Origin of the sequence: Nocardia sp. NPDC101769, assembly GCF_044766925.1 — a bacterium.
Lineage (GTDB): Bacteria > Actinomycetota > Actinomycetes > Mycobacteriales > Mycobacteriaceae > Nocardia.
This window is the reverse complement of sequence record NZ_JBIWMX010000004.1, coordinates 121,215-137,461: the sequence shown is the minus strand read 5'-3', so window position 1 is coordinate 137,461 and position 16,247 is coordinate 121,215. Positions and strand designations below refer to the sequence as shown.

General features: G+C 69.8%; 13 protein-coding genes and 2 pseudogenes. 11 read left to right on the top strand and 4 right to left on the bottom strand.

What is annotated here, in order from left to right; all coding sequences use genetic code 11:
* Positions 1 to 38 precede the first annotated feature (38 nt).
* Complete coding sequence (gene pdxT, locus ACIRRA_RS09190) at positions 39 to 659, bottom strand: pyridoxal 5'-phosphate synthase glutaminase subunit PdxT (RefSeq protein WP_402765926.1); 621 nt, start codon at positions 657 to 659, stop codon at positions 39 to 41.
* A gap of 211 nt (positions 660 to 870) precedes the next feature.
* On the opposite strand from pdxT, the gene ACIRRA_RS09185 reads away from it, so the two are divergent.
* Positions 871 to 2,562 carry an APC family permease gene (locus ACIRRA_RS09185; RefSeq protein WP_402765923.1) on the top strand — a complete coding sequence of 564 codons (1,692 nt, stop codon included), beginning with the start codon at positions 871 to 873 and terminating at the stop codon, positions 2,560 to 2,562.
* A gap of 82 nt (positions 2,563 to 2,644) precedes the next feature.
* Here the strand turns inward: ACIRRA_RS09185 and ACIRRA_RS09180 are convergent, their stop codons facing one another.
* The gene (locus tag ACIRRA_RS09180) at positions 2,645 to 3,496 is read right to left on the bottom strand and encodes an acyl-CoA thioesterase (protein WP_402765209.1); all 852 of its coding nucleotides are present in this window, start codon (positions 3,494 to 3,496) and stop codon (positions 2,645 to 2,647) included.
* Between the two features lie 188 nt (positions 3,497 to 3,684).
* Here ACIRRA_RS09180 and ACIRRA_RS09175 point away from each other — a divergent pair.
* The 10 genes and pseudogenes from ACIRRA_RS09175 to ACIRRA_RS09130 all read left to right on the top strand — a co-directional run.
* Positions 3,685 to 3,786 (top strand): annotated as a pseudogene (locus ACIRRA_RS09175) (alpha/beta hydrolase); the annotation flags it as partial.
* A gap of 36 nt (positions 3,787 to 3,822) precedes the next feature.
* Complete coding sequence (locus tag ACIRRA_RS09170; protein ID WP_402765920.1) at positions 3,823 to 5,025, top strand: saccharopine dehydrogenase family protein; 1,203 nt, start codon at positions 3,823 to 3,825, stop codon at positions 5,023 to 5,025.
* A gap of 84 nt (positions 5,026 to 5,109) precedes the next feature.
* Entirely contained in the window at positions 5,110 to 5,931 is an 822-nt protein-coding gene (locus tag ACIRRA_RS09165; RefSeq protein ID WP_402765918.1) for a PaaX family transcriptional regulator C-terminal domain-containing protein, read from the top strand.
* 148 nt (positions 5,932 to 6,079) lie between these two features.
* A complete protein-coding gene (locus ACIRRA_RS09160) occupies positions 6,080 to 7,288 on the top strand; it encodes a hypothetical protein (RefSeq protein WP_402765207.1) in 1,209 nt (402 codons plus the stop codon).
* Positions 7,285 to 9,552: a tetratricopeptide repeat protein gene (locus ACIRRA_RS09155; protein WP_402765205.1), complete on the top strand. Its 2,268-nt coding sequence runs from the start codon at positions 7,285 to 7,287 to the stop codon at positions 9,550 to 9,552. Before ACIRRA_RS09160 ends, ACIRRA_RS09155 begins: the two co-directional genes overlap by 4 nt.
* 11 nt (positions 9,553 to 9,563) lie before the next feature.
* Positions 9,564 to 10,550 (top strand): PP2C family serine/threonine-protein phosphatase, encoded by a 987-nt coding sequence (locus ACIRRA_RS09150; RefSeq protein WP_402765202.1) that lies wholly within the window; start codon positions 9,564 to 9,566, stop codon positions 10,548 to 10,550.
* Positions 10,547 to 11,839 carry a VWA domain-containing protein gene (locus ACIRRA_RS09145; RefSeq protein WP_402765199.1) on the top strand — a complete coding sequence of 431 codons (1,293 nt, stop codon included), beginning with the start codon at positions 10,547 to 10,549 and terminating at the stop codon, positions 11,837 to 11,839. The genes ACIRRA_RS09150 and ACIRRA_RS09145 overlap by 4 nt, the downstream gene beginning before the upstream one ends.
* Positions 11,840 to 11,849: 10 nt before the next feature.
* Entirely contained in the window at positions 11,850 to 12,572 is a 723-nt protein-coding gene (locus ACIRRA_RS09140; RefSeq protein ID WP_402765197.1) for an FHA domain-containing protein, read from the top strand.
* The gene (locus ACIRRA_RS09135) at positions 12,569 to 14,032 is read left to right on the top strand and encodes a hypothetical protein (RefSeq protein WP_402765194.1); all 1,464 of its coding nucleotides are present in this window, start codon (positions 12,569 to 12,571) and stop codon (positions 14,030 to 14,032) included. The genes ACIRRA_RS09140 and ACIRRA_RS09135 overlap by 4 nt, the downstream gene beginning before the upstream one ends.
* A gap of 41 nt (positions 14,033 to 14,073) precedes the next feature.
* Entirely contained in the window at positions 14,074 to 14,685 is a 612-nt protein-coding gene (locus tag ACIRRA_RS09130; protein ID WP_402765191.1) for a hypothetical protein, read from the top strand.
* A gap of 318 nt (positions 14,686 to 15,003) precedes the next feature.
* Here ACIRRA_RS09130 and ACIRRA_RS09125 read toward each other — a convergent pair.
* Together ACIRRA_RS09125 and ACIRRA_RS09120 are read right to left on the bottom strand one after the other, a co-directional pair.
* Positions 15,004 to 15,195 (bottom strand): annotated as a pseudogene (locus ACIRRA_RS09125) (diguanylate cyclase); the annotation flags it as partial.
* Between the two features lie 58 nt (positions 15,196 to 15,253).
* The gene (locus ACIRRA_RS09120; RefSeq protein ID WP_402765188.1) at positions 15,254 to 15,691 is read right to left on the bottom strand and encodes an SRPBCC family protein; all 438 of its coding nucleotides are present in this window, start codon (positions 15,689 to 15,691) and stop codon (positions 15,254 to 15,256) included.
* Between the last annotated feature and the right edge of the window lie 556 nt (positions 15,692 to 16,247).

Genomic DNA, 16,247 nt, shown 5'->3' with positions numbered 1-16,247 from the left:
GCGGACGGACAACTGCACCAGTCTACTCGAGTGCTCGCTCAGACTCCGGCCCGCGGACGGACCACGGTGTCGACGAACAGCTTGTGCACCCGCAGATCGCCCGTCACTTCGGGATGGAAGGAGGTTGCCATGACATTGCCTTGGCGGACCGCGACGATGCGTCCGGCCGCCGGACCCGCGGGCACCCGGGCCAGCACCTCGACACCGTCCCCGGCCCGCTCGACCCAGGGCGCCCGGATGAACACCGCACGGACCGGGCCGTCGAGACCGGCGAAGTCCACGTCGGCTTCGAAGGAATCCACCTGCCGTCCGAAGGCATTGCGGCGCACGGTCATATCGATGCCGTGCAGCGGCTTCATGTCGGGGCGGGTATCGAGCACCTCGGAGGCCAGCAGGATCATGCCCGCGCACGAGCCGTAGGCGGGCAGCCCGTCACGGAGTCGCTGCCTGACCGGTTCCAGCAGGTCGAAGACCTCCAACAGCTTGCTGATGGTGGTGGATTCGCCACCGGGCAGCACCAGACCGTCGACCGCGGCCAGCTCGGATTCGCGGCGCACGGGCACCACATCCGCCCCGCACGCCTCGAGAGCATGCAGGTGTTCACGCACATCGCCCTGCAGCGCCAGCACACCAATCCTCGGTTTCACGCCGTCGAGCATACGTTTGCGGGAGTGTGTGGCCCTGCTCACCCAGGGTGTCAGGGAACCGTAAGGAGGGGTGTCCATCAGCGCTTCCGGGTGAACACTGCGGCATGTGACTGATTTGCTACCGCAAGCCTCGCCCGGGCCGCGCGGAGGGGTCGACGCTCCGCCTCCGCCGCGGCACGGGCTGACCGTCGCGACCGGGCTGGCTGGACTCTCGCTCGACGCCATGGCCTCGGTGGCCTACGGGCCGGAGGCGATCGTGCTGGTCCTGGCGGCCGCCGGGACGGCCGGGCTCGGCTTCACGCTGCCGGTGACCCTGGCGATCGTGGTGCTGTTGACCGTGCTGACCCTCTCCTACCGGCAGGTGATCGCGGCATTCCCGAACGGCGGCGGCGCGTACGCGGTGGCGAAGGCGCGGCTCGGGCGGCGCACCAGCCTGGTGGCCGCGGCCTCGCTCATCGTCGACTACATCCTGAATGTGGCGGTGTCGATCGCCGCGGGCGTGGCGGCGCTGACCTCGGCGTTCCCCTCGCTCTTCCCCTACACGGTGTGGATCTGCCTCGCGGTTCTGGTCGGGATCACCGTGTTGAACCTGTACGGCATTCGCGAGAGCGCGCGGGCCTTCATGGCCCCGACCGTGGTGTTCGTGCTCGGCATATTCGTCGTCATCGTCGCAGGCCTGTTGCGATCGCATCCGGCCACCGTCGAGACCGGCGCCGCGGTCGCCGAGAACGCCCGCAATATCGGAATCCTGCTGCTGCTCAAGGCCTTCTCCAGCGGTTGCGCGGCCCTGACTGGCGTCGAGGCCATCGCCAACGCGGTGCCCAGCTTCGCGCAGCCCAAGGTCAGGCGCGCGCAGCGGGCCGAGGTGGCTCTGGGTGTGCTGCTTGGCCTCATGCTCATCGGGCTGGCCACGCTCATCGGGAAGTTCTCGATCCACCCGATCGAGGGCACCACGATCCTGTCACAGCTGACCGAGGCGGCACTGGGCCACGGAATCACCTACTACATCGTGCAATTCGCGACCGTGATCCTGCTGGCGCTGGCGGCCAACACCTCCTACGGCGGATTGCCCACGCTGACCAAGATCTTGGCCGACGACAATTCGCTGCCGCACCGTTTCGCGGTGAGCTCGCAACGGCAGGTGTATCGCTTCGGCGTGCTCGCGCTGGGCATTTCGTCGGCGGTGCTGCTGGCCGCGTCCCGCGGTGATATGAACGCGCTGGTGCCGCTGTTCGCGATCGGCGTGTTCGTGGGCTTCACCATCGCCCAGGTCGGCATGGTCCGGCACTGGCTGGACGTGCGCACCCGGGGCTGGCAGTGGCGGGCGGCGCTGAACGGCTTCGGCGCGGTGCTCACCTTCGTGGCGCTGATCGTCACCACCGCAATGAAATTCACCGAGGGCGCGTGGCTGATCGTGGTGGTGCTGCCGTTGCTGGTGGTGGCCATGGAGCGGATCCGCACGATCTACACCCGGATCGACGGCTGCCGCGGCGCGGGCTGTGTGCCCGCCGAGCCGAAGGCCACCGAGACCGCGATCGTGGTACCGGTGTCGGAGGTGTCGGAGCTGAGCCGCGAGGCGCTCTCGGCGGCCATGTCGCTGGGCCGAGACGTGACCGCGGTGCACGTGTGCCTGCCGGGCGAGAACATCACCGTGTTCACCAAGGAGTGGGAGGCCTGGCATCCGGATGTGCGCCTGGTGCTGCTCGAGGACGGCGATTCGACGGTGGGCGGGCCGGTGGCGCGTTATGTCGCCGACCACTTCACCGGCCGGCGCAAGGTGGTGGTGATCGCCGAGATCGAGCCGCCCGCCGGGTGGAACCACGTGCTGCCCAGCCATCGCAGTGACGAGCTGGAGCGGGTGCTGCGCAAGATGAACGACACGGTGGTGTGTCACCTGCGGGTGCAGACCGCCTGATCACCGAAAACCCGAGCGCGCCGCCGGAATTCACCGGCGGCGCGCTCGATTTGTATGCGGCTGGGATGGTTTCGGGTGCGGCTCAGGCGGTTCCGGCCGGGTACGACTCGGCCTGCTCGTCACGGAAGGTGCGGGTCAGCCCCTCCTGCATGACCACCGCGACCAGTTCCCCGGCCTGGTTCCAGATCCGCCCGCCGGTCAGCGCGCGACCCGCGCCCGCCGAGGGCGACTGCTGGTCGTAGAGCAGCCAGTCGTCGGCGCGGAACGGGCGCAGGAACCACATGGCGTGGTCGAGCGAGGCGTTCTGGGTGGGCTCGTCGGGGTGGATGACCTTGGACGAGCCGAGCAGGGTCATATCGCTCATGTACGCCAGGGTGCAGACGTGGAACAGCGGATCGTCGGGCAGCGCGTGCCGATAGCGGAACCACACCTGCTGCTGGGCGGCCAGGCCGTCGCGGCGGTCCACGTCCTCCTGCGGGATGTTGCGAATGTCCCAGTGCTCCCATTCGCGCATGGCCCACAGCCGTTCCGGGCTCATGGACTCCTTGGCGTCGGGCAGCTCGGCCGGCGGCGGCACCGACGGCATCCGGTCCTGATGCTCGGGTCCTTCGTCGCCGACGTGGAAGGAGGCCGACATGGTGAAGATGGCCTCGCCGTTCTGCACGCCGGTGACTCGGCGCGTGCAGAAGGAGCGGCCTTCGCGGATGCGGTCCACCAGGTAGACGGTGGGTCGCTCCGGATTGCCCGGCCGCAGGAAATACCCGTGCAGTGAATGCACCTGATAGTGCGGATCCACCGTGCGTACCGCCGCCACCAGCGCCTGCCCCGCCACTTGCCCGCCGAATGTGCGTGGCAGCTGCGTCTTGGTGGACGCGCCACGGAAGATGTCGCGTTCGAGTTGCTCTATTTCGAGCGCCTCTTCGATCGTCGCCATGCACCCGTCCCTTCGCGATTGTCGTGCTCAGGCTAACAACCACATGAATCTATCAATCTCCATACGATCGTTTTTGGTACGATAGTTTTATGAGCTGGAAGCGTGGGACCGGCATCGCCACGAGTTGTGTTGCCGCACTGGTGCTGTCGGCGAGCGGATGGGTGATCGTCCAGCACGACTTCGGCATTCTCGACAAGCCCGGCGGCTTGCGGTCCTTCCTGGTCGCGCTGTTCGCGCCCCGATCCCTCTATGCCCCGGGCTATCTCGACGCGTTGCGCGAGTACGCCGCCATCCACCGAACCACTGATACCGCACAGGAGTACGCCATGAAGGTCCTCGCCCTGGGCGCGGCGGGCGCGATGGGCGCCGCCGCCGTCGACACCGCCGCCCGGCTGCTGGGCGTCGAGCGGATCGTGATCGCCGATCGTGACGGGCAGGCCGCCGCGGCGGTGGCCCGGCGCTTCGCCGACGCCCGGGTACCGGTGTCCGCGCGCCCGCTCGATGTCACCGACGCCCTCGCGCTGCGCAACGCACTCGTGCAGGTCGATCTGGTGCTCAATACCGTCGGCCCCTACTACCGATTCGGCCGCACCGTGCTGGCCGCCGCCATCGACACCGGCACGCATTATCTCGATATCTGCGACGACTGGGAGCCGACGGTCGACATGCTCGGGCTCGATGACCGAGCGCGGGCGGCCGGGGTGTGCGCGATCGTGGGAATGGGTGCCAGTCCCGGGATCAGCAATCTGCTCGCGGCGCTGGCGGCGGCCGAGCTCGACACCGTGCTCGACGCGTATACCGCATGGCCGGTGGATGTTCCGGGCGCGGGCGGCGGCGAGGAGTCGCTGCTCGCCGACGGGCAGCCGACAGCGGCGGCCATCCACTGGATGCAGCAGAGCAGCGGCAGCATCTCGGCGGTGACGGCAGGCCGGGTGGTCGCGCAGCGCCCCCTGCGCCCGGTCGAGCTCACCCTGCCGGGCGGGCGGCACGGCACCGCCTACACCATCGGCCACCCCGAGCCGATCACCTTGCAGCGCAGCCTGAAACCCGTCGGCGACGCGGCCAATCTGATGGTGGTGACGCCGTCGACGCTGGCCTATCTGGAGATGCTGCGCCGCGATATCGACGCGGGCCGGCTCACCAACGAGGCGGCCGCGCGGGAGCTGGCGCGGCCGACGCTGGCGCGGATCGCCCGCTCGGTGCCGACGGCCCTGCGGACCCGCGGGCCGGGGAATCTGCCGCCGTTCTTCGCCGCCCTGTCGGGTCGGCGGGCGGGGCGCGAATATCGGGTGCTGGCGCACCTGGACCCGTCGGTGGCGGGTGGCATCGATAAGCTGTTCGGCGATATGGAGCGGGCGACCGGGATTCCCTTGGCGCTGGGCATGTCCCAGGTCATCGACGGCTGCGCCCGCCGGCCGGGGGTGCATCCGCCGGAGGCGGTCATCGACGCGCCGCGGTTCTTCGCGGATCTGGGCCGCGAATTCGGCGGCGGCTCACCGGTCGTCATCGAGCGGGAACCGGTCGGGTAGCACCGTGCATCGTGGAGTGAGGAGCACGCCGTGGACGATCTGATTCCGGCCACCGAGATTCCGACCCGGACGCTCGTGGAGAGCATGATCCGGGAGGACGCCACGATCGACGCCGGTGAGCTCTACGATGTCGCGGCCGTGCTCGGCATGAGCGATCAGCAGGTGCGGCTGTGCATCAAAAGGCTGGTGGCCGAGGGGCGATTCACGCACGAGGGACGCGGGCGCAGGGCGGTGCTGCGCGCCACCGAGGGCACCCTGGGGACCATCGAACCCGATCTGGAGAATTTGCGCTTCGCCTATGCCCAGGATCGCGGGGAGGTGCCGTGGGACGGCGTCTGGCATCTGGTGGCCTTCGCGGTGCCGGAGGCCAATCGGCAGGCGCGTGGCGCCATGCGTGAGGCCATCGTGTACCACGGTGGCGCGCCGATCCAGGGCGGGCTGTACGTGTCGCCGCACGCCTGGGAGGACCGAATCCGTTCCCTGGCAGCGAAACTCGACATCGATGGGCAGCTCACCACGCTGTCGACCGGTGAGCTGTCGGTCGGGGGGATCACCGGGGGTCCGGAGCTCACGGCGCGGCTGTGGCCGCTGGACACGCTGGCCGCCGGGTACGAGCGCCTGCTCGCGGCCGCCGAGCGCACCCTGCCGGCGCTGCGCACCGCGGATCCGGCCCGACAGCTTTCGCTCGCAATCACTTTGGCGAGCGAGTTCGATCGTGCGGTCGTGTCCGATCCGCTGCTGCCGCCGGAGCTGCTCCCCCGGCCGTGGATCGGGGTGACCGCGCGTGCCGCGGTCGCGGAGTGCTGGGTGGAGCTGAATGCCGCTCCCCTGCCGCCGATTCGGCTATTCCGCTGGTATGCGGAGGCGGTCGCCGTGATCACCGCCCCCACCGGCGCCCGGAAGTAGGCCGAAGGCCCATCCTCGCCCGGCCGTGCCGCGACTGTGCTGCGGAACCCGGAAAATCCTTACGGTTTGCTTACGCCCAGCGATGGCAGCATGTGCTGACGGGCTTGCGCCTGTCGATGGACATCGCTTCTACAGGGGGGTGCCAGTGTTGGCAATCGCCGAGGTCGATCAGACCTTGGCCCGGCTCGACGCCGATCACCGCGAGATCTCCGCGAATCTCGCGGAGCTGGAGGATCATCCGGGTGTGCGGTTTCTCGACGGCGTGCCGCTGGTGGGTGTGAGCGCCGCCCGGTGGACCGCGGCGCGGGCTCGGCTGGATTGGTTGTGGGCGCAGCTCCGCCTGTTCGAGGGCGTGGTGGCGCAGGCGCACGAGGTGCGGGCACGGCGGACACGCCCGGGACACGCGGAGCTGACCGCGTTGACCGATCTGCTGTGCGGTCCGTCGGTTGTACTTGCGCCGCAGCCGATTCCGATGAGTGAACGGGATCTGCTGGGCCCCGCCGCAGTGCGCCGCTCGATGACGCTCGCGCAGCTGGTGGCCGAGATGACCGCGGCCTATCGCGAAGTGGCCCGGATCGCGGCCACCGCCGACGCGGTGTCCTCGGCATTCCTGCCGGGCGTGGATCGGGCCGGGGCACGGTTGCTGGAACTGCGGCGGCTGGCCGCGGAGTTGGATCTGGCCGTCATCGGCCATCCACTGCCGGCGCGTCTCGACGGCGTCGAGGCGCGGCTGAACACCGAACGCGCACTGGCCATGTCGGACCCGCTGAGCCTGGCCGAGCGAAGCCCCAGCGCTGACGGTGAGACGGCGCTCGCGGACGAACTCGACGAAGTGCAGGCCCAGCTCGAGCAGCTGGGGGCCCGCCGCGACAGCGTCGACGAACGGCTGGAGCGGTTGGCCGCGGCCGTCGACGCGGCCGAGGCGGCCGAGCAAGCGGCGACCGCGGCCGCGGCGACCACCGCGGTCAAGATCCTCGGTTTCACACCCGTCGCCATCGAACCCCTTGCCCCGCTGCGGGATCGGCTCGCGCGACTACGTGCCGGCGACGGCGACCGCCACTGGACCCGTGTCGATGACGAGGTGGCGGCGCTTTCACGGGACATCGACGGCGCCCGCGCCGGCGCCGACACCGCGCGCGACAATGCCGTGGCGTTGCTGGACCGCCGCGACGAACTGCGCGGCCGGGTCGACGCCTACCGCGCCAAGGGCGCGCGGCTGCGGCTGAGCGAGGATCCGGTCGTGGACGCGCGCTACCGCCACGCTTACGAGCTCTTGCATTCCGCCCCCTGCGATCTCGCCGCCGCCACACGCGCGGTGGCCGAGTATCAGCAGGCGATCACCGAGAAGACGGCATGACGATGACCAACTGCCTGCGGCCGGGTTGCGGCGGCACCATTCTGGACGGTTTCTGCGACGAGTGCGGGCTCGCGCCCGTGGCCGAGGCGCAGGTGCTACCGGGCACCGCGGCATATACCGCCGCATCGGGACCCAACGGACAGTCCGTATCCGCGACGTACGCTCCTACCTGGACAGGCTCGACTCGCTCCGGCCGCCAGAGCCGGCGCGGCACCAGCCGCTCGTCCTCCCGGTCCACCCGGACCGCACGCTCCAGCCGCGGCCGCCTCGGCGCGGGCCTGGTGTCGATTCCCCAAGTGCCGTACCGGGATCCGTCCACGGCGGTCATGGCCGACCCGCAGGTGCCGGAGAACGAACGCTTCTGCAGCAGCTGCGAGCAGCGGGTGGGCCGCGGCCGCGACGGCGTACCCGGCCGCACCGAGGGCTTCTGCCGCAATTGTGGCACCGCCTACTCCTTCACCCCCAAGCTGATCGCCGGTGATCTGGTGGCCGGGCAGTACGAGGTGCTGGGCTGCCTGGCCCACGGCGGCCTGGGCTGGATATACCTGGCCCGCGACCGCAATGTCAGCGACCGCTGGGTGGTGCTGAAGGGCCTGCTGGACACCGGTGATGCCGACGCCATGGCCGCTGCGGTGGCCGAGCGGCAGTTCCTGGCGTCGGTGGAACATCCCAATATCGTCAAGATCTTCAACTTCGTGAAGCACCCCGACCCGCGCACGCATGAGCCGGTCGGCTACATCGTCATGGAGTACGTGGGCGGCGCGTCACTGAAAGAGCTGCGCTCCCAGCGCGATTCGTCCGGCCGGATGCAGCCGCTGCCGCTGGCCCAGGGGCTGGCCTACATTCTGGAGATCCTGCCCGCGCTCGGCTATCTGCACGGCATGAGCCTGCTGTACTGCGATTTCAAGCCCGACAATATGATCCAGACCGAGGAGCAGCTCAAGCTCATCGACCTGGGAGCGGTCCGCCATATGGACGACGAGGAGAGCGCCGGGTTCAAGACCGACGGCTACTGCGCGCCGGAGCTGGAAACCGAAGGCGCCTCGGTGGAATCGGACCTGTTCACGGTGGCGCGCACACTGGCGGTACTGACCTTCAACTTCGACTACCGCGGTGCCTACAGGTACGCCCTGCCGCCTGCCGCGGAGGTGCCGCTGCTGGCGCAGTTCCCGTCGTTCCGGCGGCTGCTGGAACGCGCGACCGCCGCCGATCCGAACGAGCGATTCGGGTCCGCTTCGGAGATGGCCGAGCAGGTGACCGGGGTGCTGCGCGAGGTGGTGGCCACCACCGACGGGCAGCCGCGCCCGGCGCTGTCGACCGTATTCAGCGGCGAGCGCACGACTTTCGGGGCCGACCCGGAGCAGTGGCCCGCGACCCCGGACCCGCAGGCCATCGCGGCGGCGCTGCCGGTTCCCGTGGTCGACCCGGCCGATGCCGCGGCCGGGTTCCTCGCCACCACCTCCATCGGCGATCCCCGGCAGCTGGTGACCGCGCTGGAGACCGCGCCGGTGTCCTCCCCGGAGGTGACGCTGGCGCTGGCCCGCGCCCGAATCGAAAGCGGTGACACCGATACCGCGCTCACCGAGCTGGCCGCGCTGGAGGAGTCCGAGGACGCCGACTGGCGCATCACCTGGTACCGCGGGCTGGCCGCGCTGACCCGCCGCGATTTCGCCGACGCGCAAGAACATTTCGACACCGTCTACGGCATGCTGCCCGGTGAGGCCGCCGCCAAGCTCGCACTCGCGGTTGCCCGGGAATACACCGGCGACCACGACGGGGCGTCGCGGCTCTACCTGCAGGTGTGGCGCACCGACAACGGATACCCCAGTGCTGCATTCGGTTTGGCGCGCACGCGGCTACAGGAGCGGGATATCGACGGGGCCATCGCGGCCGCGGAATCGGTGCCCGTCAGCTCCAGCCATCACACCGCCGCCCAGCTCGCCGCCCTCGGGGCGCAGCTCGTGGGCGGGACGAGCCGGCACGGCTATCTGGTGGCCGCGGGCAACCGGCTCTCCGGGCTGGCGCTGGATCCGGAACACAAGGCGTGGAAGAGCATTGCCGTCCTCGATGCCGCGCGGACGCTGGCGTCCGCCCAGCCGATCGAACCGGGGGCGCTGGTGCTGGGCTGCCGGTTCGCCGATCGGGACCTGCGCACCGCGCTCGAATTCCAGTTTCGAGAGCTGGCGCGGCTGGCCTCGGACAGACTGGCGCGTCGCGATCTGGTGAACCGCGCCAATGCCGTTCGACCGGTGAGCTGGGTGTGAGGGGCATGATGATGACGGCCACGACAGAGGGCACCGGCGTGTGCCCGATGTGCGGCGCGCAGTTCGCCGACGGCGACCGCTTCTGTGAGGACTGCGGCGCCGCACTGGTGCCCGCCGAACCACCCGCGGTGCGCTGTTCTTCATGTCCGGCCGGAATACTCGACGCGGACGGTTTCTGCCGGGTGTGCGGCATGCAACCGGCGGTGTCGGACCGGCACGAGCTCGACATGGACGCGGTCGCCGCGGTCACCGATCGCGGAAAACGCCACGCGCACAACGAGGACGCCATGGCGTTGCGAGTGCTCCCCGGGACGGGAATCCGAATCCTGGTGGTGTGCGACGGAGTGTCCAGCTCCGACCACGCCGACGACGCCGCCCAGCGCGCCGCCGCCACCGCGGCCGATCGGCTCGCGGACGAACTGACCGCGGGCACCGGATCGGAGGCGGCGACCATCCTGGCCATCGGCGCGGCGGCGGATGCCGTGGCGGCGTTGGGCGACAGCGGCGATCGCACACCGTCGTGCACCATCGTCTCCGCGGTGGTCACCGCGAGCGCGGTCACCGTCGGATCGATAGGCGACAGCCGCGCCTACTGGCTGACCACCGATCCGGCCGCGATCCCGCCGCGGCGGTTGAGCACCGACGATTCGGTCGCGGCCGGGCTCGTCGAGCTCGGCGTGGACGAGTCGACCGCCATGTCCATGCCCGATGCCCATACCCTCACCGCCTGGCTGGGCGCCGACGCCGACGCCATCGAACCCCACCTGCGCACCTTCGTGCCGGACGGGCCGGGTGCGGTGCTGCTGTGCAGCGACGGGCTGTGGAACTACTACCCCGACGCCGACCGGCTCGCCGAGCTCGCTCTGCCCGCGGCCCGGACCGATCCGCGCGCCGCGGCGCATCACCTGGCCGATCTGGCGCTGGCCGCGGGCGGCGGGGACAACATCACCGTCGCCGTCGCTCCGTTTCCCGCTACCTCGAGGAATCTCCGACCATGAACCAGCCCTTGGGTTTCCAGATCGAAACCTTCCAGAACGAATACCTGCCCGCCGGAGCCACCCGCGTCAATGCGGTGGTCACTGTGACCGCCACGGGCGGCGGCGGGATGCCGGCCGGCAACAGGGCGGCCGAGGTGATCATCGTCGACTGCTCGGGCAGCATGGATCACAGCTACGGCAAGCTGGCCGCCGCCAAGAACGCCACCGCCGCAGCGATTTCCGCGGTGCGCGATGGCGTGGACTTCGCGGTGGTGGCGGGCACCGACGTGGCGCGGATGGTGTACCCGGTGACGCCGTCGCTGATCACGGCCACCCCCGCAAACAAGGCCAATGCCGTTGCGGCCGTGCAGCAATTGCGGGCGGGCGGCGGCACCGCCATCGGCACCTGGCTGCGGCTGGCGCGACAGCTGTTCGGGAACCGGGACGGGCTACGGCACGCAATCCTGCTCACCGACGGCCGCGACGAGCACGAGACACCTCAGCAGCTGGACGCCGAAATCACCGCCAGCACCGGGGTTTACGTGTGCGACTGCCGGGGCGTGGGCACCGACTGGGAGATCGCCGAGCTGCGCAAGGTCTCGAGCGCGCTGCTCGGCACCTGCGATATCGTCGCCGACCCCAAGGATCTGGCGGCCGACTTCCAGGCCATGACCACGGCCGCGATGGGCAAGTCCGTCGCCGATGTCGCGCTGCGGCTGTGGACGCCGCGCGGGGCCGCCGTGAAGTTCGTCAAGCAGGTCGCGCCGGAGCTGCTCGATCTGACCGGGCGGCGCACCGAGAACGGCGCGCAGACCGGCGAATACCCGACCGGATCATGGGGCGGGGCGGAGAGCCGCGACTACCACATCTGCATCGAGGTCGCGCCCGGCGGCCTGGGCGACGTCATGCTCGCGGGGCGGGTCAGCCTGGTGCGCGGCAGCGGCGATCAGGCCGAGGTGCTCGGGCAGGGTCTGGTCAAGGCCGTCTGGACCGATGATGTCGTGCAGTCCAGCAAGATCAGCCCCGAGGTGGCCCACTACACCGGGCAGGCCGAGCTCGCCGATGTCATCCAGGCGGGCCTGGCCGCGCGCCGCGACGGCGACTTCGACACCGCCACCAAGAAGCTCGGGCGCGCGGTGCAGATCGCGGCCGCCTCCGGCAACGAGGACACCGCCAAGCTGCTCGAAGGCGTTGTCGATGTGCTCGACGCGCGCACCGGGACGGTGCGTTTGAAGTCCGCGGTGACGAAGGCCGACGAGATGACCCTGGATACACGGTCGACCAAGACCTCACGCGTGCACAAGCGATGAGCGAGGCGACATGCTGACCTGTCCGGCCGGACACGATTCGGTCTCCACCGACTACTGCGATGTGTGCGGGCTGCTCATGGAGGCGGGCGAGAAACCCGCGCCCGCACCGGAACCCGCGGGGATGCCGTGCCCGGTATGCGGGGAGCCGCAGACGGGGCGGTTCTGCGAGGGATGCAGCTACGACTTCGTGGCGGGCGGGCCCGCGGCGACCATGGCCGCGCCGGCGGCCACCGCGGCCGGGCCCGCAGCGACCGTTGTCGCACCGACACCGACCGTGGTCGCACCGGCACCGACGGTAGTCGCGCCGCTGCCGACTCCTGAACCGTCCGGAACAGCTTGGACTGCAACAGTTTTCGCTGATCGTGAGTACTTCGACACGATGCGCAGCGAGGACGACGACGTCGAATTCCCCGCCTACTGCCCCGAACGCGTCTTCGCGCTGCGGGGCGCGCAGGTGCGGGTGGGCCGCTTCAGCGCGTCCAAGGGTATCGATCCCGAGATCGATCTCACCGGTCCCCCGCATGATCCGGGCGTCTCGCATCTACACGTGCTGTTCGTCGCCCAGCCCGGGAACAGCTGGGCCATCATCGATCTCGGCTCCACCAACGGCACCCGCGTGAACGCGGCCGCCGATCCCATTCCGCGCGGGCAGGCGGTGCCGGTGCGGTCCGGTGACCGTATTCACCTGGGCGCGTGGACCACTCTCACCCTGAAGCAGGACAACCCGTCATGACGACGATGCTCACCCGTCCCCAGACTCCGCGCACCGAGGCCGATCCGGCCACGGGCGCGCTCGCGCGGCTGCGTGGATTGCTGCCCGGGCGGTCGGACACCCCGGGCTGGATCCGGCTGCTGGCGATCGCCGCGGTCGTGCTCACCGCGGTGACCGCGCTGGTGATGGCCGCCGACGCACGAACGACCCGGCACGGGATCGACGTCATCGGCAACCACACGGCGCCGACGGTGACCGCCACGGAGGATTTGTACTTCGCGCTCGCGGACATGGACGCGCAGCTGGCGAATGTGCTACTCGCCGGAAACGATTCGACGCTGGAAAGCGTGCGCAAGAACGCGCTGACCGTCTACGAGCAACGCCGGGTGCAGGCCGATGCCGACCTGCAGCAGGCCATGACCATCGCCACCAATGACGATGCGTCCCGGCAGATCCGGGAGCTGCTCGACAAGTTCGGGCAATACGAGGCGCTGGCCGCGGACACCTTCCAGCTCGGCGATCTCGATCGCGGGGCGGCGGGGCAGCCCTCGGCGCGCACCCTGGAGGCGTACCGGGCGGCAACGGGGATGGTGCCGGATCTGGAGTCGCGCGCCCAGAAGCTGGCCGACACCAACAGCGGTGTACTGAGCCAGGCGTACCAGGACAGCGAGCACACCACGGTCGCGGCCCGCGTGCGCATAGCCGTGCTCGGCCTGCTGCTGCTCGGCGTGCTGGCGGGATTGCAGGTCGTGCTGCGGGTGATGCTGCACCGGCGGGTCAACCCGGCGCTGGCCGCGACCACTGTACTGACGCTGGGGGTGCTGACCGGCGGCTACCTCGCGAATACCGCTGCGGCACACCAGCTCACCGTCGCCAAGCACGACGCCTTCGACTCGCTGCTGGCACTGCGGCAGGCGCGGGCGCTGAGCTACGACGCCAATGCCGACGAGAGCCGGTACCTGCTCGACCCCGCACACGCGGCGGCGTATCAGCAGAGCTACTTCGGGAAAGCGCAGCGGCTGGCCGGCGTCCAGGCGCGCGGCGTCGACGACTACGCGGGCGCGCTCGACCAGGCGATCGGCGCACACAGCGGCGATCTCGCGCAGGCCATCAGCGCCGACTCCTTCCTCGGCGAGGAACTGCGCAATATCACCTTCGCCGGCGAGCGCCAGGCCGCCGAACAGAGCCTGCTCACCTATCAGGCCTACCAACACGACGATCACACGCTGCGCGGACTGGCGGGCTCGGACCTGCGGGCGGCCATAGCGCTCGACACCGGCGCTTCCAACGACCACTTCGCCGCCTACGACAAGGCCCTGGTGTCGACCATCGACATCAACCAGCACGCCTTCGACACCGCGATCGCCCAGGGCGAGAACGAGCTGTCGGGCTGGAGCACATGGCTGCCGTACGGCGCGGCCGTGGTCGCCGCGGTCCTGGTACTGCTCGGTGTCCGGCCGCGCCTGGCCGAGTACCGCTGACCCGAGGTGACCGGGCACGAGACCTCGGCCAAGATGGTCTCGTGCCCGATTTCACCGCAATCAGCCCCGACGCCCTGCGCTTGCTCATCGCCGAGCGAGCCATGGCGCTGCCGGGGTATGCGGTGATCGCGGTGGACGGCGCCGATGCCGCGGACCCGCTCACCGTCGCGAACGGGGTCGCCGAACTCCTGCGCACCCGGGGCCGTCCCGCCGCGGTGGTGTCGCTGCACGATTTCGTCCGGCCCGCCTCCGTGCGCCTGGAATACGATCGCGACAGCGAATTCACCTACCGCACCGGGTGGTTCGACTACGCTGCGCTGAATCGCGAAGTCCTCAAACCGCTTCGGGACACCGGGCGCTACCTGCCCGCACTCTGGGACGAACGCGCCGATCGCTCCGCCCGGGCCCGCATCCGCACCGCCGACGACACCACGGTGCTGTTCGTCGCCGGACCCATGCTGCTCGGGCGCGGGCTGGACTTCGATCTGACTGTCGGCCTGCGTATGTCGCAGGGAGCACTGCGGCGCCGGACGGACGCGGCGACCCTGTTCACCGTGGACGGGCTGCTCGAGTTCCAACGCGAGCACGCCGAAGAACCCGATATCCAGGTCGCCTGGGACCATCCTGACCGGCCGGCGATCCGGGTCGGCTGAGCCCGCCGGCCGATCGCGATCGGCCGAGCCGCGGCACGGAACTCAGCGCGATTCCGCCTGCTTCGCCAGGGCCCCGAACGCCGCCTTGGGCTCCCAGTTCAGCGAACCGCCCTCGGGCTGAAGAGCTTTCACCAGTCCTGGGCTCGCCAAGTCCAGAGATCCTGCGCAGCCTGCTCTCCCAGCTCGCGAACGAGCCCGAACTGCTCACTCAATTGCGGGAACAGTCCGGGGACGCGGCAACGCTGGTGGACATCGTCGACACCGTGTACCTGCCGCTGGTCCGCGGCTATTCGGCTGCGGGTCACCACCGGGGCGAAGTCAGGCCGTCCAGGGCGAGCCGAGAATGACCTCGACGAGGTCGCCGCGCCGAAATCCTGGCGAGAAGTGTTCCAGGACATCAGCTTTCACATTCCCGAAGGTGGTGTCCCGGCGATGGGCGATGCCGTCGGTGACGGCGGTCAGGATGCGGCGCTCGAAATCCGGGCGCGGGTGGGCGGTGATCACCGCGGCGCGACGGGCCCGGTTCCGGACCGCGCGCCGGGCGTGACCGTGTCCGGTCCCGACGCGGTCAGGCCGTGCCGGACTCGAGCAGGGCCTTGGCGCGATCCAGGCCGGAAACCTCTGCGGTCATGGTCTTCTGGACCGGGCCGTTCATGAGCAGCCGCTTGAGGCCCGACAGTTCCGCGGCGAGTGAGAAGGTCACCGCGGTGCCCTCCGCCACCGGCGCGAAGGCATAGGTGACCGTGGGACGCAGCGGTCCCGCGATGCCGTGAAGGACGACCTTCTCGTTCGGGATGTACTCGGTGATCTGGACGTCGGCGGGGATGCCCCGGCCGCCGGGACCGGAGACCGTCTGACGGTAGATGGTGCCCACGGCGGGCGCGCCTTCGGCGGTGATCTCCTTGACGCCGGTGCGCCAGCGGGCGCTGTTGGTCGAGTCGGCGAAGAAGGCGAACACTTCGTCGACGGGGCGGGCGATGGTCACCGTACGGGACGCGGCGGGCATGGCGGTCCTTTCGCCTCGAGGGTGTTCGGCAGCGATGCCAGCGTTCATGAGACCAGCAAGCGGGCTCTCGGGCCACCACCCGGGCGGCGTGTCCGCGCCCGCTTTCGCCGAGCCCGTTCAGCTCACCACCGGCGATGGCGAGCGTCATCGCGATGAAGTGCATGACCCGGATCCCGGTCCCCGAGCGCAATGGCCCCGGTCACGATCCATCCACCGCGACCGTTCCGATCGCGTGCCCGCACCATGTACCGCAGTGCCGGCAACGACCCGTTGACGGACATGACACAGGCCAGGACCAGGCTGAGCCACCCATGGGCGAAGTGGTCGATTACCCGCATGCCGGCTCCTTGCCGGAATGGCTTTTCATGACGGTTCACCGATGGCTGAGCCGAAGACCAGTAAGGAAGCACCAGGTGGTGCCTTTGCCGCAGTACAGTCCGAAAGAATTAGCTGATGTTTGCTGAATGGTATGCACGCAGGTAGCTGCTGGTATGGGCGAGTCCGGAGCGCTGCGCCTGCCGCGCATCCGATCCTTGGCACCCAGCACCTACCCGGC